At 49.4% G+C, this 21,812-nt stretch carries 19 protein-coding genes; 8 read left to right on the forward strand and 11 right to left on the reverse strand.

Annotated features, from left to right (window positions below; all coding sequences use genetic code 11):
• Window positions 1–22: 22 nt before the first annotated feature.
• From ACN0TT_RS11895 to ACN0TT_RS11920, 6 genes are read right to left on the reverse strand one after another with little or no spacing between them, the layout of a single operon-like run.
• A complete protein-coding gene (locus ACN0TT_RS11895) occupies window positions 23–238 on the reverse strand; it encodes a hypothetical protein (RefSeq protein WP_417762373.1) in 216 nt (71 codons plus the stop codon).
• Window positions 238–978: a DNA-binding protein gene (locus tag ACN0TT_RS11900; protein ID WP_417762374.1), complete on the reverse strand. Its 741-nt coding sequence runs from the start codon at window positions 976–978 to the stop codon at window positions 238–240. The genes ACN0TT_RS11895 and ACN0TT_RS11900 overlap by 1 nt, the downstream gene beginning before the upstream one ends.
• Window positions 978–1,541 (reverse strand): core component of ECF transporter, encoded by a 564-nt coding sequence (locus tag ACN0TT_RS11905; protein WP_417762375.1) that lies wholly within the window; start codon window positions 1,539–1,541, stop codon window positions 978–980. The genes ACN0TT_RS11900 and ACN0TT_RS11905 overlap by 1 nt, the downstream gene beginning before the upstream one ends.
• Window positions 1,531–2,208: an energy-coupling factor transporter transmembrane component T gene (locus tag ACN0TT_RS11910; protein WP_417762376.1), complete on the reverse strand. Its 678-nt coding sequence runs from the start codon at window positions 2,206–2,208 to the stop codon at window positions 1,531–1,533. The genes ACN0TT_RS11905 and ACN0TT_RS11910 overlap by 11 nt, the downstream gene beginning before the upstream one ends.
• Entirely contained in the window at window positions 2,198–3,544 is a 1,347-nt protein-coding gene (locus ACN0TT_RS11915; RefSeq protein ID WP_417762377.1) for an ATP-binding cassette domain-containing protein, read from the reverse strand. The genes ACN0TT_RS11910 and ACN0TT_RS11915 overlap by 11 nt, the downstream gene beginning before the upstream one ends.
• 2 nt (window positions 3,545–3,546) lie before the next feature.
• The gene (locus ACN0TT_RS11920; protein WP_417762378.1) at window positions 3,547–5,646 is read right to left on the reverse strand and encodes a TonB-dependent receptor plug domain-containing protein; all 2,100 of its coding nucleotides are present in this window, start codon (window positions 5,644–5,646) and stop codon (window positions 3,547–3,549) included.
• 361 nt (window positions 5,647–6,007) lie between these two features.
• On the opposite strand from ACN0TT_RS11920, the gene ACN0TT_RS11925 reads away from it, so the two are divergent.
• The 3 genes from ACN0TT_RS11925 to ACN0TT_RS11935 all read left to right on the forward strand — a co-directional run bounded on the left by ACN0TT_RS11925 (window position 6,008) and on the right by ACN0TT_RS11935 (window position 8,754).
• Entirely contained in the window at window positions 6,008–7,366 is a 1,359-nt protein-coding gene (locus tag ACN0TT_RS11925) for an isochorismate synthase (protein WP_417762379.1), read from the forward strand.
• Window positions 7,367–7,546: 180 nt separating this feature from the next.
• Complete coding sequence (locus ACN0TT_RS11930) at window positions 7,547–8,206, forward strand: 7-cyano-7-deazaguanine/7-aminomethyl-7-deazaguanine transporter (RefSeq protein WP_417762380.1); 660 nt, start codon at window positions 7,547–7,549, stop codon at window positions 8,204–8,206.
• A gap of 74 nt (window positions 8,207–8,280) precedes the next feature.
• The gene (locus ACN0TT_RS11935; protein WP_417762381.1) at window positions 8,281–8,754 is read left to right on the forward strand and encodes a GNAT family N-acetyltransferase; all 474 of its coding nucleotides are present in this window, start codon (window positions 8,281–8,283) and stop codon (window positions 8,752–8,754) included.
• On the opposite strand, the gene ACN0TT_RS11940 is transcribed toward ACN0TT_RS11935, so the two are convergent.
• Window positions 8,702–9,760, reverse strand: coding sequence for a LysR substrate-binding domain-containing protein (locus ACN0TT_RS11940; RefSeq protein ID WP_417762382.1), 1,059 nt, complete (start codon window positions 9,758–9,760; stop codon window positions 8,702–8,704). The two genes, ACN0TT_RS11935 and ACN0TT_RS11940, sit on opposite strands and share 53 nt — an antisense overlap.
• Before the next feature lie 365 nt (window positions 9,761–10,125).
• On the opposite strand from ACN0TT_RS11940, the gene ACN0TT_RS11945 reads away from it, so the two are divergent.
• The 3 genes from ACN0TT_RS11945 (at window position 10,126) to ACN0TT_RS11955 (ending at window position 15,543) form a co-directional block, all read left to right on the forward strand.
• On the forward strand, window positions 10,126–11,265 hold the full coding sequence (locus ACN0TT_RS11945; RefSeq protein ID WP_417762383.1) for an efflux RND transporter periplasmic adaptor subunit: 1,140 nt from the start codon (window positions 10,126–10,128) through the stop codon (window positions 11,263–11,265).
• An 18-nt stretch (window positions 11,266–11,283) separates the two neighbouring features.
• Complete coding sequence (locus ACN0TT_RS11950; RefSeq protein ID WP_417762384.1) at window positions 11,284–14,406, forward strand: efflux RND transporter permease subunit; 3,123 nt, start codon at window positions 11,284–11,286, stop codon at window positions 14,404–14,406.
• Window positions 14,407–14,784: 378 nt separating this feature from the next.
• Window positions 14,785–15,543, forward strand: a complete 759-nt coding sequence (locus ACN0TT_RS11955; RefSeq protein WP_417762385.1) for a transglycosylase SLT domain-containing protein — start codon at window positions 14,785–14,787, stop codon at window positions 15,541–15,543.
• 50 nt (window positions 15,544–15,593) lie between these two features.
• Here the strand turns inward: ACN0TT_RS11955 and ACN0TT_RS11960 are convergent, their stop codons facing one another.
• On the reverse strand, window positions 15,594–16,436 hold the full coding sequence (locus ACN0TT_RS11960) for a 23S rRNA (adenine(2030)-N(6))-methyltransferase RlmJ (protein ID WP_417762386.1): 843 nt from the start codon (window positions 16,434–16,436) through the stop codon (window positions 15,594–15,596).
• A 109-nt stretch (window positions 16,437–16,545) separates the two neighbouring features.
• Between ACN0TT_RS11960 and ACN0TT_RS11965 the strand changes: the two genes are divergently transcribed.
• Both ACN0TT_RS11965 and ACN0TT_RS11970 read left to right on the forward strand, forming a co-directional pair.
• Window positions 16,546–17,328, forward strand: a complete 783-nt coding sequence (locus ACN0TT_RS11965) for a class I SAM-dependent methyltransferase (protein ID WP_417762387.1) — start codon at window positions 16,546–16,548, stop codon at window positions 17,326–17,328.
• A 246-nt stretch (window positions 17,329–17,574) separates the two neighbouring features.
• Complete coding sequence (locus ACN0TT_RS11970) at window positions 17,575–18,021, forward strand: hypothetical protein (RefSeq protein WP_417762388.1); 447 nt, start codon at window positions 17,575–17,577, stop codon at window positions 18,019–18,021.
• Between the two features lie 227 nt (window positions 18,022–18,248).
• On the opposite strand, the gene ACN0TT_RS11975 is transcribed toward ACN0TT_RS11970, so the two are convergent.
• The 3 genes from ACN0TT_RS11975 to ACN0TT_RS11985 form a co-directional block, all read right to left on the reverse strand.
• Window positions 18,249–19,100, reverse strand: a complete 852-nt coding sequence (locus ACN0TT_RS11975) for an alpha/beta hydrolase (protein WP_417762389.1) — start codon at window positions 19,098–19,100, stop codon at window positions 18,249–18,251.
• Between the two features lie 120 nt (window positions 19,101–19,220).
• On the reverse strand, window positions 19,221–21,113 hold the full coding sequence (locus ACN0TT_RS11980) for a methyl-accepting chemotaxis protein (protein WP_417762390.1): 1,893 nt from the start codon (window positions 21,111–21,113) through the stop codon (window positions 19,221–19,223).
• A gap of 513 nt (window positions 21,114–21,626) precedes the next feature.
• A partial coding sequence (locus ACN0TT_RS11985) for an efflux RND transporter permease subunit (RefSeq protein ID WP_417762391.1) occupies window positions 21,627–21,812 on the reverse strand: 186 nt, incomplete at its 5' end.

A 21,812-nucleotide genomic window follows, 5' to 3' on the forward strand; every position in this document is an offset into this window, starting at 1 on the left:
TTTAATGTCGCGAGGGGATTGATTAACGCTTAGTACAATGAAAACTATCGGCCAACCAACGGCGATAAGCACAGTTATAACAGCTACATAGCATGTCGTCTATCTGTTCATCTTCGTCATCTTCAGCGAAAAACTCACAGCTAGCGGCTTGGGCTCTGGCAGCGGGTAGATCATCGCGACCGGCGCGAAACACCCATTGATTGCCGCGCAGCACAAAAGCCGCAATCTCGTGGCTCATCAGTAATCCTTAAGCTGCTGTTTGCTGGCGTTTTGCCACCCCAAATCGCCCGCACTCACCAATAGGGCAAATTTTCCTTGGGTAAACACGGCTTTGACTTTACCCGCAAGCCACAGCGTTTCATCATCGGCTAACCACTGACCTTGGTCACTCAGCACACCATCCAGTCCAGTTTGCTGCAATACCTGCGCAACGCTATAAGCTTGCGGTTCAGCATCGGCTTGGCCGAGCTGAAACTGGCCTTTCACGCGGCCATCATTACCACCAAGTCGCAACCCTAGCCCAGCCAATGCTCCGATAACTCCCTGCCCGGTGCCACCATGTTCACTCAATGATATCTGCTGTTGTTCAGCCAATTGATACGCCTGCGCTTTAGTGAGCACTTGTTGCTTGGCTTGCACGCCAAACTGCTGCAACGCTTGCCGATCAGCTAGCTGAGCTAAGTCGACTACCGCCAAGCCTGGGTCGGCTGCGGCGGCACACTCTTGCTGTAGATGGGTAATGGCAATCTGGCGAATTTGCGTCAAAGTGAGCGCACCAGAGTAGGAGAAACACATGGCACTATTGTGAGAGGTGTATGGAATGCTTTCATGCACATACAACTGATGACGCGTGACAAAACTGACGCGTGCAGCGCTGTCAGCAGCTTGCAGCAAGGCACCAATCTCGCTGGCAATCTCGCCGGTGCCTTTGGTACCGATATCATCGGTATCATCAATAGCGATCAACCAATCGGTCATCATAACTCCTGATCTAATTTGCTTTCGCTATGCACTAAATCGTGCGCTTTCAAACGGCGAACTACTGGCAACACCAGCAGTGCGCCGACTACCGCAAAAATACCGCCTTGCAACGTCTTCCAACTAAAGCGTGCTAACGCTACCTGCCACGTCATACCCACCAGCAGATCTTCTACCAAGCCTTTGGCCGCCCAAGCGAGCGTGCCGGCCAATGCCACAATGATTAACCGCCAACGAATGCTGGTAAAACCTTGCACCAGCAATAAGATGAGCTCCATTGCCAAGGCGGGGGCAAAGAACTTCAAAAATATCAACGGCCCACCGTTACCAATGCCCAGAATGGCTGCAACCGCGCCCGCCATTACGCCACAGGCGGTAATGGCACCCACGCGTCCTACCGTGCAGTAACATGTCAGATAGAAAAAACTCATTAGCAGCATGGAATGACCAGCAAGGCCGAGCTTTAACCGCAACATGCTTTTGAGCGCCACTAACAGCGTGGCGCAAAAACCGATAAACAATGCATCCTGCAGTTTAAATCCTCGACTGTGATTATTTGTCATGCTCGCTCCGTTGCGAAGGCCACAAGGTACGTTTGGCGTGATAACCAAAATGCCGCGCTTTGGCGGCGACAGCCGTCTGCCGTGCTAGCTTAAGCAACTGCACGAGTAACGGGAAAATAACGCAGTAGCTGAATTCGCCCCAGTTACGTGGGTTGAGTAGTTGTTTCGGTGCGATACGAGCGCCACGTAAGCGCTGCAGTTGATAGATTTCTCGCACTTCATTAGCCATGTAAGGCAATAAATTGATCGAGGCCACCACCACAAATGCCCATTTGGTTGGCATGACTTTACTGAGAATAGCACCAATCGCTTCGGTACTGACAGTGTTGGTCAACCACCACCCCGGCACAATCGCCAGCAAAATACGTGCGACGGCTAATATTCCTTCACTGACTTTATTGCCACCGTGGATGGCTAAGTACAGCGCCATGGTGAACAGCAGCTGTAGCACGATATAGCGCACCACGCCGCTGATCTTGCCTTTGTTGAGCATCCCATGCACCAGCAACACCAACTCGATGCCCGCTAACCAAGGAAGAAAATGGCTGGGGGCGAAAAAGGCCGCCGATGACAGCGCCAATGCAGACACCATCGCTAACGTACTGAGCCATAAGCTACGAATACTGAGCGGAGCGGGCGTTAACGGCGAAGAATAACTAATAGGCATAAGCGGCATCCTGAGAACACGTTGAAGGAAGCAACAAACCGTCGGCTATCTGCCACTGCTGCGACACCGGAATGTGCGGCAATGAACGATGACTCGACAGCATGACTGCGGTACCTTGCTGACGCAGACGGTTGATCATCATGCAAAAACGGTCGAAATATTCACTGTCTAATCCGGCGAGCGGATCATCTAAGAGTAGCAGTTTCGGCTGATAACAAACTAACGAGGCCAAGGCCACCAAGTGCTGCTGTCCATAGGACAATTTGTGTGGCGATTGCTGCGCCAGTTCACCGAGCCCAAGTTCGTCAAGTAGCTGGGTGGCATATTCTTGTGCTAGCCCAAAACGGCGCAAACTAAACGCCACCTCATCTAACACAGTATTTTCAAACAGCTGGCGATTGGGCCGTTGCATGAGTAACCCAAGTTTTTGGCCGTAATGTCCCACTTTAGGACGTTCCCCAAACACTTTAAGCGGTAGCGGTGAGATATTCCCTTGCATGCCAGCTATCGCTTTCATCAAGCTGCTTTTGCCGGCACCATTATTGCCATAGATGGTGACTAACTCGCCACCACATACCTGCAATGGCTGCTCACAGGCAAATAGCGTGGCAGCGCCGTGAAAACGGTACTCGAACGGTTCAGCCTCGACAACTATGTCATCGGAGTGTGGTTGGGCTTTGAGTGGAATACGTTTTTCAGTGCGATAGATGCCCGACATCAGCACGCCATCAGACAGTTGCCAGTAATGGTCAACCACCTCTTCAAACGCACTAGGATTGTGCTCACACATCACCACCGCAATGCCTTCGGCCACTAAGCCGCGGATCACCATAGTGAGTTCCTGCACGCCGAGGTTATCTAGCTGAGCCCACGGCTCATCCAACAACAGCACTTGTGGATTACACACCAACTGTGCCGCCATCATCAGCCGATATTTTTGTCCGAGCGACAGGATATTGATCGGACAATCTAAGCTGACGAACAGCCCAACACGCCGCAACGCGCGCTGCACCATCGGTACCATCTGTTCGCTAGATAAGGCGAGATTCTCTAGCGCAAACGCAACTTCGGCACCCACAGTTTGACGTAACAACTGTACTTGAGGGTCTTGCATCACTAACCCAGCAAGCATGCCTTGGCGTCGAAAAGCGCCCCCCTCAAAGGGGCGTTCCAGTAAGCCTGCTAGCAGCTGCAACAAGGTCGATTTACCAGAACCTGTAGGGCCAGTTAAGCAATGGCAACTGCCGGAATCGAGCCGAAACGTAATATCGCGAAATACCCACGGCTGGCAACTGCCAAAGTTAAAGCTCACCCCATCAAGTTCAATTAATCGCATAGTTAGATCTGCCAGTTAACACCTAAGAATACTTCGCGGCCAGCACGAGGCAACGAGTCACTTTGGTAGTAGTTTTCGTCCAACAGGTTATTGGCCCGCAGATATACTTCAAATTGGTCATTCATGAATGCCTGACTCACTTTCATATCCACCAAGGTGAACGCATCGAGTGAATTGGCCACGGGTACTCGCACACCGTCGACACGTTGGTTGCGGTAATACACTTGGTCAATCACACGCTGCACACTTAGGTGTAATTTAGTATCTGTGGGTAATTGGTAACCTGCTTCAAAATGAATCTGGTGACGAGGCGCATAATTCACACCATCTGTCGCCGCATTTCCTTGCGTTTCATTTTTAGTATCTAAGTAGCTATAAGCCAGACTCAGATTCAACTTGTCGATGCTGTGGTTGGTCAGTGCTGTATCGAAGCCACGGAAACGATAGTCACCCATGTTTTGGCTGATATCATTGTCATCTTTAGAAATAAAGTTATCTGTGCGTGTATTAAACGCATGGATTTCAAACAGCGTGTCATTACCGATGCTTTGTTCTATGCCCAATTCGATATGACGAGACTCTTCAGTTTCTAACGCCAAGTTACCAGAAGATAGATCATAAAGGTCTGACATTGAGGGAAAACGTATTTTACGTGCCGCACTTAACGTCAGTTTGGTGCCATCTTGTACTTGCCAGTAACTCGACGCCATGGCGGAGTAATCGTTGTCGGAACGATGATCAGCATTGAGATTATGATACGCCGCACCAACGGTGTAACCGATACCGTTGCCCAGTTGGTGTTGGTACTCAGTTGCCAGCGTGTATTCCCATGCAGAATCATTCACTGAACTGAAAGTATCTTCGGCCGCGCCGCCAGAACCGCCGCCGGAGCCATTACCACCACCAGAACCATTACCACCGCCGGAGCCGTTACCACCGCCAGAACCACTGCCGCCGCCGGAGCCGTTACCACTGCCGGAGCCTGATCCGCCATCAGCAACCAGCGCAAATTCAGTGTTGTCTGAATCCCAAGATTGTTTCTCAGCAATAGCCGAGGTGGTCCAAGTGCCTTTATCCGCAAAATCGGCGATGAGCTGTAGGTTGACCCCTTGTACTTTTGAAGTGCCGTCCTGCAAAGTCGACAAGGTATCAATGTTGGCATCGGTAAAGGATTGCTCAACTTGGTCGGTTTGGTTGTGGTACACAAAGCCGCGCATGGTCAGTGTTTGGTTGAACTTATGCGCTAAACCAATCTGTACCGCGCTGTTGCGGTAATCATCAACGCGCTCATAGCGGATAGAGCCTGAACCAGAACCATCACGTGGTGGATTGCCCCAATCGCCGCTGCGGTAGGTCGCGTTAGCAATCAACTGCGTATCATCATTCAGCCAGTAACTACCCTGCGCATAGATGTTGCGCATGGTGTTGTCGGCATTGACGCGGTCATCATCACCTTGATATTCAGTCGCTTGGTAATCTGAAGACATAGGGAAGCCATCCGTAGTGCGATAGCTTCCACCCACAAAGCCTTGCCAGTTATCTCCGCTGCCAGCCACGCTCATGTCCATGTTGTAGCTGTCGTTTTCCGCACCTTCAACTTTGCCAGCAAAGGCGGGCGCACTCTGGCCTTGTTTGGTAATAATGTTGATAACACCACCAGCGCCACCTGGGCCATACAACACCGAGGTTGGGCCCACTGACACTTCAACTGATGCGATCTGGCTGGTTGGGATCACGCTTGGGTCAAACTGGCCGTCATCGGCACTGTTGGCTGGTACCCCGTTAATTAATAAGGTCACATGACGAGTTTTAAAACCGCGAATATCCACTCGCGGAGTGCCTTGACCACCATAACGCACATACACTCCCGGTACAGTGCGCAGCACATCTTCTAGGCTGGCAGCGCCCATATCGCTGATCTGTTGCGCATTGATACTCCAGTGTGTGGTCGCTTCGCTAGCCGCATTTTGGCGGTCACCATGTACCACAATGACTTCGTTAACGTTCAGCAGACGATCACGGTTGATCTCATCGGCATTGGCTTGACATACACTCCCCACAGCGAATGCCAACAGGGACAACTTAGTTGGAAATTTGGACATTATTTTTGATGCCTTTTAGTTATCGTGTAACGGATATCTTGTTAATTTTGCAGTGGATGCAGCCAAGCTTAAAGGTAAGCTGCGGCAAAAAGCCATCAGGATCTAATAATCTGAAAAGAGGGAGTGAATCAAACGTAGCCAGTGCGACATAATGTCACACGTGCGCAGGTAATAATGAAATATTGTCCACTTTGATCACAGTTTACCTATATTGAATTAGGGAAGGATCACGGCCAGCGTCACACCTTGATAGCTGATTGCTTGACACTCTGCGCTGCTAACTTTAGTTTGTGTTAAACAATCTATCCGCCAACAACACTTCACCTGTTCAGGTTGCTGTTTCGCCTTTTCGGAGCGTCTTTTGTCTGTAACATCTCTTTCTCAAGCCGTCGCGTCACTGAAACAGCGGCTGGCAGAGTTCGCATTACCTAATGCCCATGCGCCAGTGATCCAATTAAAAGAAACTGTGAATTCTCTGCCGCTCATGGCGTGGCTGGCTTCACAGCACCAGTTCCCAAAGATCTATTGGCACGGTAGAGATAGCGACGAAGAAACAGCGACTATCGGTAGCTGCCATCAATTCTATTTTGAGCAAAGCATCAGCGACGAACAGTTAGCGAGCGTATACCAGCAGCAACTAGGTTGCCTGACCGAACCCGGCATTCGTTACTACGGCGGTATTGCGTTTGATCGCCGCGAAGCCTCTTGGCCAGATTTCGGCCGAGTGCGCTTTGTGCTGCCGCGCATTGAACTGCGTCGGCAACAACAGGGCTATGAACTGCTGCTTAATCTGCGATTAGAGCAAAATAGCCTTAGCCAAGAAATCGAGCGCGCCTGCATTGCACTTGACCAGCTATGCCCAGCGCAACCGTTGTCGCCACCACGAAAAACTGAAGTGTTGGCCCGCGTTGATATCCCTAACCAAAGCCGCTGGCAGGAGTTGGTTGAAGCGGTGACCGACCCCGCGTTTAACGCTGAGACCCCCAAAGTGGTATTATCCCGTCATAGCCAGCTCAAAGTAGCAGAAACGCCTAACCCATGGACCGTATTAGCCAGTTGGCAAGGGCGCAATCGCAATAGCTTTCAGTTTGGTTTCCAGTTTTCCCCTGAGCGTTGCTTTATCTCCTGCTCGCCTGAGCGGTTATATCAGCGCAATGACCAGCAACTGAAAACCGAAGCCTTAGCTGGTACTGCCGTGCGCGGCTTAACTCCCGCCGAAGATGAGCAATTAGCACAGCAGTTGTTGGACGACGCGAAGAACAGCGTCGAAAACCAGTTCGTCCGCACTCACATCATGCAGGAGTTAGCGCCGCTGAGCGATGAGGTAGACGGCCACGCGCCGCTGAAGATCTTTAAGCTGAATCATATCCAACATCTGCATCGGGTGATTGCGGCCCAGCTTAAAAATAACGTCAGCGACTTTCAACTGTTGCAAGCCATGCACCCGACACCGGCTGTGGGCGGGCTGCCCAAGGCCAACGCCATGGATTTTATTCGTGATCACGAAGGCTACAACCGTGGTTGGTATGCTGGGGCTTGTGGTTATTTGAGCCGCCATGTCAGTGAGTTTTCCGTCGCCATCCGCAGCGCCCTGATTGAACCGGGCACCATAAATCTGTTTGCTGGCGCAGGCATTCTGGCGGGATCAGACCCATTGTCTGAATGGCAAGAGTTGGAAAATAAACTGGCCACCATCATGTCGATTCTGGTCGACTTTTAACCGTCACACTCCGTGCTCTTGCGTTCGCGCGCCATCCCCGTTGAGGGCGCACGTATCACCCAATGGCGCCTGTTGCGGCTAGCTTGTATCCTGCATTAACTTCTCTATAATGTGCCTCCGCTTTAAGCGACGCACCCGCGGGTTCCCTCACCCCGCTTCAGTAATTAAAAAGGTCACAATATGTTGATGTTAACTCCGGCACAGATTAAACGTGCCTTGCTGCTATTAATTAGCTTCCACATTCTGATTATCAGTGCCAGTAACTACTTGGTACAACTGCCGTTCCAACTGTTTGGTTTCCACACCACCTGGGGCGCGTTTAGTTTTCCCTTTGTGTACTTAGCCACTGATCTCACCGTACGTATCTTTGGTAAACACCCCGCACGACGGATTATCTTCATGGCCATGCTGCCCGCCTTAGTGATCTCCTATGTGATTGGCGTGGTGTTCCATGAAGGTAGCTTCCAAGGACTCGAAGCGCTGAGCGAGCCGAATAACTTTGTGCTTCGTATCGCCCTAGCAAGCTTTACTGCGTATCTGTTTGGGCAATTGATGGATATTCGCGTGTTCTCTGCCATTCGCGAACATTGTGCTTGGTGGGTGGCGCCGACGGCGTCTACTGTGATTGGTAACCTGATCGACACCTTAGTGTTTTTCGGCGTGGCATTTTATCAATCGCAAGACAGTTTTATGGCCGCCAACTGGCCGGAGATTGCGACGGTAGATTATAGCTTTAAGTTATTGATCAGCCTGTGCCTATTTTTACCAGCCTACGGCGTACTGCTCAAAGTGCTGCAAGAGTTAATTTTGCGCCAGCGCACTAGCTCGGCCATCTGTTAATGTTCTAGCACTACTCGCCTGTTATACTCGCCCCGTTTCGCTGACCCCTTTGGTCGGCACTTGGGGAAAAACTGATGTATAGCACTCAATTTCAAATCATTACCGATATAACGCCAGCTCGACTGGCGCAGGTAATCGAGTTGATGACCGAGTTACCAGAGCTCGCTCAAGAACGCTCTATTGCTGAGTTCAAGCAACGCTTGTACGGCAGAGAAGCGTTATTGATGTTGTGCTTTGTAGAAGGTGAATTGGTCGGTTTTAAACTCGGTTACGCACTCGATGAAAAACGTTTTTATAGTTGGCTTGGCGGCGTAATACCTGAATTTCGTGGTATTGGCTTAGCCCAGCAGATGCTTCATGCCGTGGAACAATGGGCGATTGAACAAGGCTATGAAACGATGCAAATTAAAACCCGCAATCTCTTCAAAGCCGTGCTCAATTTGTTGATTAAAAACAGTTACCAGGTGATTGATTTCACCCCTGTGGCAGACGATATCAGCCAATATCGCCTATCACTGCAGAAGCAGCTAACTGACGTCGCTTGTTGATATCGAGCGACTCCAACGATTTGACACAGTCAAAACTCGCAGAGGAGGATGCATCAATGTCCTCCTCTGACAATTCCACAAAATCTGGCTTTTCGAGTAACTCTTCCGCTTTGTTACGGAACATTGTCTGATAGATATAATCTATAAATACCATGTACTTGCGTGGCATATAGGCACGTTTAGGATAGGACAATGTCAACACATTGTGCTCCATCGGGAAGTCTTCTAACAGTGGCACCAACTCACCACTCATCAACGCTTCTTCGGCAATCAGCACCGGCAAAGCTGCCATGCCTAACCCCGCAATCGCCACTTCACGCGCTAAGGTAATGTTATTCACTCGAAACGGTACTTTCGGCTCTATCTTGCGCCATTTTTGCCCGTCAAAAATCCCGATTACACCATCTTCACCACCATGATGCCGACTGAACTGGCAGTCGATGTAACGATGATTAACCAGATCATCAGGGGTTTTCGGCGTACCAAAGCGCGCGATATACGCAGGACTCGCCATCAACGTGGTACTGGTATTAAATAGTTTGAGCGTTTGAATACGTGAATCTTCAATCATGCCGACGTGAAACAACACATCAATACCTTCTTCGATGATATCGACGTTACGGCTAGTCAGTTCGGTATCAATGCTGATATCGGGGAACGACTCCAAGAATGATGCAAACACAGGCCCCATAAAGAGCTGGCCCATCTCAAATGGGCATACCACTTTCATCTTGCCTTTGATGCGCAGTTGGCTTGCGCTCAGCTGTACCTCAGCATTTTCTAGGTCTTGCAGGATCTTAGTTATCTTGTTGTAGTACACCGAGCCGGCTTCGGTCAGTCGCAGTGCACGAGTCGTACGAAATAGCAACTGCACACCTGTTTGTTTTTCCAGCTCTGCAACTTTGCGACTAACCGTGGTTTTAGTGAGCCCCAACGCCTTTGCCGCGCCAGTAAAACTGCCCTGTTCTACCACCTGAGCGAAAATCTGAACTCGATTGAGATCCATTTGATTGTTCCATCTATGCAACAGTGAGTGATATTTTCCACATCTAACAAATTTAAAGCAACAGTAGTACACTATGCCTTTCTGTCATAAAAAACTACCAGACATGGATAAAAATTGGCGTAAGACACACGTGGAGACTGCTTTTAGGGTGATTTGATAGTAGCAGTTGTCCCCTCGTTTGGTGGCAAAGTCCTTGTACTAATCAATGCTTTTAAAGAAATTTTACTATTTAAGCTTTCCCCTTTATGTCAAAGCCGCAGATAATGTCTGATAGGTTACGAAATACGCACCCTTTGAACTGAATTCGTATCCCCAACAAGTTGCTCGCACAACTAACAGGGATCAGCATAGCAATAGGAGTTTTCATGCGGCATATTGTCAAAGTTGCCTCAGCTGTAAGCATGGCATTGTGGTTGTCCGCCTGTGGCGGAGAAGGCCAACAAACGCAGGGGCAACAAGGTCAAGCCCAAGCCACTGCGGTTGACGTTATTGAAGTTAAAACGTCTTCGCAGGTTCTGACCACCCAACTACCAGGACGCAGCCGAGCTTATCTTGAAGCGGAAGTTCGCCCGCAGGTCTCCGGCATCATCGTTAACCAAGGCTTTGTAGAAGGTACGGCTGTTGAACAGGGTCAATCACTGTATCAAATCGATCCTGCCACCTATAAAGCCAGTGTATTAAGTGCCCAAGCTGATCTAGAACGCGCCAGAGCGAGCTTAGTGTCAGCCAAAGCAACTTATAAGCGCTACGGTGAACTGACCAAAACCAATTTCATCAGTAAAGATGATTTTGATACGGCGGAAGCGGCTTATAAAGAAGCTCAAGCCGCGGTAAGCGTGGCAGAAGCTGCACTGAACACCGCCAAAATCAACTTAGAATATACTGAAGTAAAAGCACCTATTGCTGGTAACGTAGGTATTTCGACGGTGACTCCAGGTGCGTTAGTGACCGCGAATCAAACCACTGAGTTAGCCACCATTCAACAGCTTGATCCGATTAAGGTGGATATTGTGCAATCAAGCGCACAGATGCTGCGTTTGCAAGCGAGCCTGAAAGCGGGTCAATTGAAAGCTACTGAGGATGCATCGGTGAAACTGATGCTGGAAGACGGCACCATGTATGACCAAAATGGTACGTTAAAGTTTGCTGAAGTCAGTGTTGATCCAGATACTGGCTCAGTCACCATGCGGGCTGAATTCCCTAACCCAGACCATACATTGCTGCCTGGGATGTACGTACGTGCTGTAATCAACACTGGTGTAGATCCTAAAGCAATTATGGTGCCGCAAAAAGTGATAACGCGTAACACCAAAGGTCAAGCCATTGTGATGGTCGTTAACGACCAAAACCAGATTGAAGCACGTCCAGTAACCACTGCCCAAGTCATCAACAACAAATGGCGCATTACCAGCGGCCTGAAAGAAGGTGACCGTGTAGTGATTGAAGGACTGCAACGGATCCGTCCGGGCGCACCTGTTACACCGAACGTCGTTTCAGCAGAGTAGTAAAACGGGGCTAATTTTATGGCACGCTTTTTTATCGATCGCCCCATCTTTGCATGGGTGATCGCAATTCTGATAATGCTGATGGGGATCCTAGCGATTAAATCGCTCCCCGTGGCACAGTATCCGCAAATTGCACCGCCAACTGTGGTGGTGTCTGCAACTTACCCAGGTGCATCGGCGAAAACCGTTGAAGACTCGGTAACGCAGGTGATTGAACAACGTATGACTGGTCTTGACCACATGCGTTACATCACCTCAAGCAGTGATAGCTTTGGTAACGCACAGGTCACCGTGACCTTTAACGCCGAAGCCGATCCTGATATCGCCCAGGTGCAAGTACAGAACAAACTGCAAGCCGCAATGACGTTGCTGCCGCAGGAAGTTCAATCACAAGGGGTTAACGTTAACAAATCCACCTCAGGCTTTCTGATGGTATTGGGCTTCATCTCTGAAGATGGCTCAATGAACAAATCAGATATCGCCGACTTCATCGGTTCTACTGTACAAGATCCTATGAGCCGTGTATCAGGTGTGGGTGAAACTCAGCTGTTCGGTGCCCAATACGCGATGCGTATATGGTTAGACCCGCTGAAGTTAACCAAATACAACCTGACTACAGCTGATGTGACTGCAGCGATCCAATCGCAAAACGCGCAAGTGGCGTCTGGTCAATTTGGTGGTGCACCGGCGGTGCCCGGCCAAGAGTTGAACGCGACCATCACCGCACAAAGCCGTTTGCAAACGCCTGAACAGTTCCGTCGTATCATTCTGAAATCCAATGGTGCGGGTGCTAACGTTTATCTTGATGACGTAGCGCGTGTTGAACTGGGTGCAGAAAACTATAGTGTAACCACGCTTTATAACGGCCAACCTGCCAGTGGCTTGGCCATCCGTTTGGCTACCGGTGCTAACGCACTCGATACCGCTAAAGCTGTGCGTGCAAAGTTGGACGAGCTACGCCCTAACTTTCCACAAGGTCTAAAAGTTGTATATCCATATGACACCACACCGTTCGTTGAGAAATCTATCGAAGGTGTAGTACATACGCTGTTAGAAGCAATTGTACTGGTGTTCGTGATCATGTACCTGTTTTTGCAGAACTTCCGCGCGACCTTGATCCCAACGATTGCGGTGCCAGTAGTACTGTTGGGTACCTTCGGGATTCTGTCATTTGCTGGTTACTCAATTAACACCTTGACCATGTTCGCCATGGTGCTCGCCATCGGTTTGTTGGTGGACGACGCGATTGTGGTGGTGGAAAACGTAGAGCGGGTGATGGCCGAAGAGGGGCTCAGTCCGAAAGAGGCGACCAAAAAATCGATGGGGCAAATCACGGGCGCATTGATTGGTATCGGTGCGACGCTGTCAGCGGTATTCGTCCCAATGGCCTTTATGTCAGGTTCTACTGGGGTAATTTACCGTCAGTTCTCTATCACCATCGTATCCGCCATGGCGCTGTCGGTGATTGTGGCTATCGTACTGACGCCAGCGCTGTGTGCCACCATGCTGAAACCGTTGAAAAAAGGCGAAAGCCATGGTCAAACGGGTTTCTTCGGTTGGTTTAACCGCAGCTTCGAGCGTTTTACCAATCGCTACGAAAGCACGGTAGCGAACTTCCTCAAACGTAGCTTCCGCATGATGCTGATCTATCTTGGCTTCGTAGCCATTGTGGCGTGGATGTTCACCCGCATGCCCACAGCGTTTCTGCCCGACGAAGACCAAGGGATACTGATGACGCTGGCCACCTTGCCGCCAAACGCTTCGCAAGAAAGCACTGAAAAAGTGCTGAAGAAAGTGTCAGATCTGTATCAAAAAGAGGAAGGCGTAAACTCAGTATTTACCGTAGCAGGCTTCAGTTTCGCTGGCCGTGGTCAAAACATGGGTATGGCGTTCGTCAACATGAAAGACTGGTCTGAACGTACTGACGCCAAAGACAGCGTACAGGCGGTTGCCGGTCGCATGATGGGTGCGTTCTCGCAATTTAAAGATGCGATGGTGTTCGCCATTGTACCTCCAGCGATTATTGAACTAGGTACGGCTAACGGTTTTGACGTATATCTGCAGGATCTGACGGGTAAAGGCCACGAAGACTTGATGAATGCCCGTAACCAACTGCTGGGTATGGCTTCGAAAAGCCCTATCCTGATGGGTGTGCGTCCTAACGGCCAAGAAGATACTCCAATGTACAAGCTGAACATCGACCATGAAAAACTGAAAGCTTTCGGTGTCGAAATCAGCGCGGTAAACCAAACCCTAGCGACCGCTTGGGGTAGTTCATACGTCAACGACTTTATCGACCGTGGTCGTGTTAAGCGTGTGTATGTTCAAGGTGATGCCCAGTACCGTATGCAACCGGACGATTTAGATAAATGGTACGTGCGTAACAACGCCGGAACCATGGTGCCATTCTCCTCTTTCGCGACTGGCGAATGGGAATACGGTTCACCACGTTTGGAACGTTTTAACGGTCTATCTGCGGTAAACGTTCAAGGTAACTCTGCGCCTGGTTACAGTACTGGTGACGCCATGGCAGAGATGGAAAAACTGGCTAAACAACTACCTCCAGGTTTTGCACTGTCATGGAACGGTATCTCTTATGAAGAACGGCTGTCAGGTAACCAAGCCCCTGGCTTGTACGCCTTGTCACTGTTGGTAGTATTCCTGCTGTTGGCAGCCTTGTATGAAAGCTGGTCAGTACCATTCGCGGTAATTCTGGTTGTGCCATTGGGTATTATCGGGGCATTGCTGGCAATGAATGGCCGTGGCTTGTCTAACGACGTATTCTTCCAAGTAGGCTTGTTGACCACCGTCGGTCTGGCCACCAAGAACGCCATTCTGATTGTGGAATTTGCTAAAGAGTACTTCGAGAAAGGCGCAGGCCTGATTGAAGCAACCTTGCATGCGGTTCGAGTGCGTATCCGTCCAATTCTGATGACCTCATTGGCGTTTGGTTTGGGTGTGGTACCGTTAACTATCAGTTCAGGCGCAGGTTCAGGCAGCCAGCATGCTATCGGTACTGGTGTACTCGGCGGTATGATGAGTTCGACCTTCTTAGGTATCTTCTTCATCCCAATCTTCTTCGTGGTAGTTGAACGTTTGTTCTTGAAGAAGTCAGATAAAGAGACATCAAAAACTGAATAAGCTCAGTCATTACACTGAGTAATCTAAAGCCCAAACCTCGTGTTTGGGCTTTTTATTTTGTGCAGTTACTTCTATCTTTAACTCGCAGGCGCAATCAAAGGCGAGGATGTGAACGCCGAATATGCCGCTAATTACACGGTAAATTTAAGGCAAAAAAAAAAGACCCGGGGAGGGTCTAAAGGCAAGCTTTAATGAACTAATCGCTGTGTACCATGTACGTGTTCACTTTAGCCCAGCGTATCTGAATGCTTGCTGAATATTTTTTAGCCGAATGATTAAACTTACTTCATCAAGATCAATAACAAAGCCCTATGACATTCGCTAAGTGTGATAGGTTAATTCGGTAACTTGACCTAGATGTTTAATGAACAGCAAAAAATGACGAATCTGTATAGCCATCTGCGGCCATTATTGCGCGAGTTTATTGTGGGGGTGCATAATTTATCACCTACAGTGCAGCGTCATATTTTATCGCTACAGCCAGCATCAAAATCAACATCTATTAGATTGAAAGTAAACATTTTTTCTAAAAAAATTATCTTTTCAACCCTACTACTACTGAGTACCAATGCTGCATGGGCAGAACCACAAAACAAACAAGAACAGGTATTTCGTTACACAAATGCTAATGGGGTGGTGGTTTTTAGTGACAAAAAGCCGTCAGATCGTCCCTATAAGCGTTTATTGTTTGATTGTTATGCCTGTAATCCGGAATCAAAAATCAATTGGCAACGCACGCCTTTATATACCGCCAAGTATCAAGCAGAAATCGCCAAAGCGGCCGCCCGCTATCAACTCGACCCGGCATTAATTCGCGCAGTTATCCATGCCGAGTCGGCATTTAATTCGGGCGCACGTTCACGCTCAGGCGCGGTGGGTTTAATGCAATTGATGCCGGAGACGGCCAAAGAAGTTGGCGTAGCAAACCGCTACAACGCCAGAGAGAATATCAACGGCGGTAGTCGCTATCTGGCTCAGCTGCTTGACCGTTTTAATGGGGATATCGCTTTAGCCTGCGCGGCCTATAACGCAGGCCCCACATTGGTGGAACAGTTGGGGGCAATTCCCAACTATCCCGAGACCAAAAGCTATGTGGAACGGGTGCAAATTCTACTACAGCGTTATCGCCAGCTTTAACCGAGGCATACTCGGCGGCAATACTAATGGCAGCGCTCACACCAACCGCGCTATTCGCCCACTTCCCATGTCAGAGTCACGCTACCATCAGCATCACCCAACAAAGGTTTAAGGTACTGCAGCATCGCTTCTGCATGGGTATCTAATTGCCACGGTGGATTGATCACCCACATGCCAGCGCCGGTCATACCAAATTCATTGGAATCGGCACGTACCGATTGCTCAATGCGTAACTGACGGCGAATGCCGCTGTCCTTCAACTGTTGCAGCATGCCTTCGGTGCGTTCACGGTCAACAATGGGATACCATAGTAAGTACACCCCAGTGGCAAACTTACGGTGCGTTTTGATGATGGTCTCCGCCACGGTGTCATAGTCACTTTTGATCTCGTAACTTGGATCAATCAAGATAACGCCACGACGCTCCAACGGCGGCACCGCGGCCAATAAACCTTTTAGCCCGTCACCGTTAACCACTTGCACTTGCTTATCACCGGCGAAGTAATCAGCCAGCATCTCTTGCTCGGTGGAATGCAGCTCATGCAGCACCATGCGATCTTGGTCGCGCAGATTCATATCCACCATCGCAGGCGAACCGGGGTACTGCACTAACTCATCATCGTTGGCGTTAAAATGACGCACGTTGTCGAGGTACATCTGCAAACTTTCGGGCAAATCGTTGGCTTGCCACAACCGCGCCACACCATCGAGATATTCGCCTGTCTTTTGCGAGAATTCGTCCTCAAGGCTATAACCGCCGGCACCCGCGTGGGTGTCGATATACACCAAAGGTTTATCTTTTTTGTACATCAACTGCAGGGTTTGTAGTAACACAGCGTGTTTGAGCACGTCGGCGTAGTTTCCGGCATGAAAACCGTGGCGATAGCTGAGCATAATCAATTCCATCAACGAAGATGGCGGCATTATAGAGAGCTGTGGCCAAAATTGCATCCGAGCAACGCTATCAGCCACCGCGCAGTTTTGGCATAATGCGCCCAATTCAATGTTAAGGAACTCGCCTGTGAGCCGCACGCCGTTTGATATCTATTTTGATGCCGATAATAGCGCCCTCAGTGCCATTGCCGCTCGCTGGCAACTTGTGTACACGCCCGATGCGTTATTTGAACTCAAACTGGTAGAGCAACAGCTAACGCTATTCAAACGGGATGAACCGAAACTCGGCGGTATCAGCGTCGATTTTATTGAAGGCGCGGTCGCGCATCGGCGCAAGTTTGGTGGGGGTCGCGGGCAAGCGATAGCTAAAGCGGCGGGTTTAAAACAAGGCGTCAATCCAACGGTACTTGATGGCACCGCAGGACTCGGCCGTGATGCGTTTGTGCTGGCAAGTTTGGGCTGCAATGTGTCACTGGTAGAACGTCATCCAGTGGTAGCAGCGTTGCTTGATAATGGCCTGCAACGAGCGTATCAAGACAGCGAAATCGGGAGTTGGATGCTGCAACGCATGCACCTGCTGCCGAGCCATCACATCGAACTGCTGGCCGAAGAAATGGCCAACAGCGTGGATGTGGTGTATCTCGACCCTATGTATCCGCACCGCGAAAAGTCTGCATTGGTAAAAAAAGAGATGCGGGTATTTCAAACCCTCGTTGGCTGCGATGATGATGCTGACGCCTTACTCGCGCCAGCGCTGCAAATTGCCAGCAAACGCGTAGTGGTCAAACGGCCAGACTACGCCGAAGATCTCGCCGGCCTAACGCCATCGGCCGTGATTGAAACCAAAAAAAACCGCTTTGATGTTTATGTCAAAAACGCCATGAAAGCTTAGTTTTACAGGATAAGCAGCAGCTAGGTTTAGATATTGTCGATATAACCATAAGCAGGCATGAGTCTAGCGTTTTGAAAGTTAGTAAAAAATTTCAGTTGGTTACAAAATAAAAACAATGCGTCTAACCTACCGAATTTGAGTATATTTCCCACACAATCAGTCTAAAAACTACAAAATGCATCAAGCAGTTGTTACGCTTTTAATACCAGAATAACCGTTAATTCGTACTAGAAGATAGAGATAGCAATGAGCAATAAGATAGTCATTGATGGAGTTCACGCTAACGTCACGGTTGACCAAGAGTCAGGTCAATTTAGAGGGGAATTTATAGGCCTTAACGGTGGAGCGGACTTCTATGCAGACAACCTACAAGCTCTTGAAATTGAAGGCCGTCGATCACTAAAAATCTACATAGCGCTCGGTAAAGAAAAGGGATTGCCCTGTTTTAACGATGCTCCAAATCATAAGAGCATAAGAACAACGGTGAACATCGATGAGTTGCTAACAACGGTGCGCACATCGGTGCAAGCATTACCGAGCAACGACCTCGAACTTTGCGACCTTGCCAATGAACTAGGTATCGCGCTGGCAGAATTGGTCGGGTTAGATAAATCATATGAAGCAGAAGTGCTATCAGGTATTAAACATGGTTTTGATTTAGTTAGGCGCAAGAAAGACTTGGTCTTGGTCTAGCGAGGTAGCGACCGACAGTGCACTCTCCTACTAAAACAGCGCTAGTTATTCGCTTGGCTTGATTCCATGCCCTGTGTAATGGTGAGCAAAACTGCCAAACATCTGCGTAGTTCTTATAGCTGCATATGGTTGGATATTCGTTTTTGGTCAAATTCGAGCCAACTGCTCTGCACACATGTTTCCTAGTTCCAGTCAAACTGAGGGCGTCATACAGTACGGCAGATAGACTAATGTGCGGCTGGAGGTGATGAAAACAGCTGTTCAAAGGCCGCGTAAACGGCCATATGCAAAGCATCGCCGTGATCTAGTTTAGGAAAGTACTGGAAACTCACTTTGAGTTGCAATGGCTGCTTTGAAGACTGTGCCTGAAGCTTTTCAAATAGTTGCTTGGCTAGACTTTCCATCTCATCGCCCTCTTTACCAACGCCAACGAAAACCGCAGTAGGCTGGCTAAACATCGGCAATGTAGAATTGAGCAGCGCATGTCGGTTCCACCACAAACTGGGACTGATAACGATATAATTATCAAACAGCGCAGGTTGCTTGAACAGTATTTCAGTGGCGAGCAAGCCGCCGAGAGATTGCCCAATCAAGGTGCGCTTACCGCTGCTGCGGTAACGTTGCTTAATTAAGGGCTGAATTTCTTCCGCCAACATTTGGATAAATCTAGCCGAGCCGCCCGCAGTGGGAAAATCACGTTTATCCTCTGAATTATTGGGTGTGGCGGTAAAGTCCCGTTTTCGGTCTACATTGGCTATGCCCACTACGATGGATTCAGGCAACATATCAATCCAAGGATATGAAGCAAATTGACTCAGGCCAGCGATATGTAAAAAGTCTTCATCCATCGAACCATCAAGCACGTAAATCACCGGATAGTTTTGCGTGGAATTGTATGAATAACTCTGGGGAAGGTAGACATTGAGTTGACGCGATTCCTTCAGCACGGTCGACCTGAACCGCACACTTTCGCCGATGTTCAGCGGTGCAAAGGTGACGTCCTGCGCCATTGCTAACGGCGCCAAACAGTGACCAAGCACCATGACGACAGCGGCATAAAATAGTTTGCTAGCGTTCAATCTTGTTCCCTCAAGCAAATTAATCACGATGCTGCCATGGTAGGTATAAACATGATGCAGCTAAAGAGCGACTCTATCACGCTTATGCCAGCGATTAACCTGCTTAAGGGTTACCATTTGTTAGAGTTTGAAACGCCCAACTTCGCTTTGCAGTGCATCCGCCAATTCCGACAGTTGATGCGCTTTATGGGTAGATTCAATCGCGCCATCGGACAAGCCTAACGACACTTCGCGAATCGCCTCAGTATTGCGGTTAATCTCGCTAGTCACTGAGGTTTGTTCTTCCGCGGCCGTGGCGATCTGGCTGGCCATATCGGAAATCTGATTAATGGCATTGTTGATCTGCTGCAGGCTGTCGCTAGCAGTTTCTACATCACCCACGCTCATCTCGGCCATGCGATGGCTATTTTCCATCGAGGCCACCGCTTTTGAGGCGGTGCGCTGTAGTGTTTCAATCATTGCTTGGATCTCTTGCGTCGAGGCATGCGTACGTTGCGATAACACCCGCACTTCGTCGGCTACCACGGCAAAACCGCGCCCTTGTTCCCCAGCGCGCGCTGCTTCAATGGCGGCGTTCAGCGCTAACAAGTTGGTCTGTTCTGAAATGCCACTAATAGTTAGCAGGATGCCGTTAATCTTCTGCGAATGCTGATTCAGCTCGCTAATAATATGTCCGGCATTGGACACCTCTTCCGCCAGATTGCGAATCGACGTTTGACTCTTCGTGACTTGCTGCTGACCACTTTCCGCCAATTTCACCGCATCTTGTGAGGTTTGCGCGGTTAACTCGGCGTTGCTAGCAATCTCTTCGGTCGCACTGGCCATTTCAGTCACTGCGGTGGCGACCATGGTAATTTCATCTTGCTGTATGGTGATGTGCTGTTGGTTTTGCTCGGCAGAGCGACGGGCATCCGCAGATTGCGTGCCCAACTGGTTGGCGATATCGCCCATGCGGCTAATCATGCCATGCAGGTGCGCCACAAATACGTTAAAGCCATGAGCTAGCACACCGATCTCATCGTGGGAGTTCCTAGTTTCAATGTTGACGGTGAGATCTCCTGCCCCTTGTGAAATCTCGTTCAGCGCTGCAGACACCCGTTCGAGATCTCTCAATTGGAACTTAAATACCGCCATCAATACCAAGGCGAACAACACCAAGAAGCCAACTCCGACCCCAATCATTAACCATGCTAGTTTGGTGGCCTCGGCCATGATGCTCGCTTTTTCAATCACAAACACCATTGACCAATCGGTATTAGGAATATCAGCGACGTAAAACAGCTTAGTGGAGCCATCAAAATCAAATTGATCCAGTTTGTTAGAGTTAGCCCGTTGCCGCAGCCAACTTTCGGTAAATTGGCTACCAAAATCGGTGATCGGTTTATTGTTCAGCTCGGCATTGGGATGGCTCACCATCACCCCATTACGTTGCAGCAAAATACCATAGCCGTCACCGGGCAAGGCGAGCTTACGCACCGACTCGGTTAATTCCCCAATCTCTACGTTACTGGCAGCCACCCCCACCAATTGCCCATTCTTGTTAACCGGTTGAGAGATGGTAATTACCTGTGTCCCCGTGGTCGCGCTGATATAAGGCGCACTAACAAACATTTTGCGAGTTTCCTTGGCCCCTTTGTACCAAGAACGCACGCGTGGGTCATAACCCTCGACATGCAACGACGGGTCTTGGCGGAACATATTGCCCTGCTCATCACCGTAGTAAGTCAAGCCAAAACCCAACGCTTGATAGGCTTCCATCAAAAATGGCGTCACATCTTGGTCTGGATTTTTTTCAATGGTATCTCCCAGCGACTTGACGGTGTTTTGTCGATCATTCATCCAGCTGCCCATCCCTTTAGCAAACGTATCAATGAGTGACTGCAACTCTCGCTCCGTCGAATGCATCGCGTTGGTACGGATAAAATAGGAAGACATCACCACCAGCGCTACTACGGTCAGTAGTACGGTTAGCATACTTGAGGCCAGTAAGCGTGTTTTTAGAGTAGTTCGCATGGACAAAGCTCCTTGATTCACACTCCCCCAAAGAGTGTGTAATCAACTAATTGATACCAATAGGTGTGACAACGACAGGGTAATCACCCACAGTATAGGTGAATTTCTGATATCTATCGCGAAGATTATAGAGTTGGCAGCACGCCACCGATTAGCTACCTCGATAGAGATACTGAAGCGCTTTAGTCACCAGTGATATTACGCAGAATGGCAAGGAGCGGGCGCCGTATAAGCGCTCGCTCCCCTACCTAAAGCGGAGTTGACTGACTAAGCAACGTGGCTCCGCCCATTCAACACATGGTAGATAACGTCGATCAATTATTTGCGGAATGTCGGGAAGCATTGGGGTAAATAATCGGTTTGATGACGTTAGCAAGATTTCAGCGTGGCACCACCTCCTTCTAACGATGCACCACCAAGCGGCGAGCTTGCCGCCACTGCGATGGCAATGAATAGGTTGATGGATAGCAGCTCAGCCTACAGCGCTGTAGGCTGAGCAAAAACAGCTAAGATTTAGCTTATTGGCGGTTGTTCACCGTGAAAATGCAGCGGTTTATTGCCCGTCATTTTGCGCAATACCACGTAAAACACTGGCGTGAGGAATAGACCAAAGAAGGTTACCCCAATCATGCCGCTAAACACGGCAATCCCCATTGCCTGACGCATTTCGGCACCAGCACCCGATGACATCACCAGTGG

Source organism: Shewanella sp. (genome assembly GCF_048265805.1).
Taxonomy (GTDB): Bacteria; Pseudomonadota; Gammaproteobacteria; order Enterobacterales; family Shewanellaceae; genus Shewanella.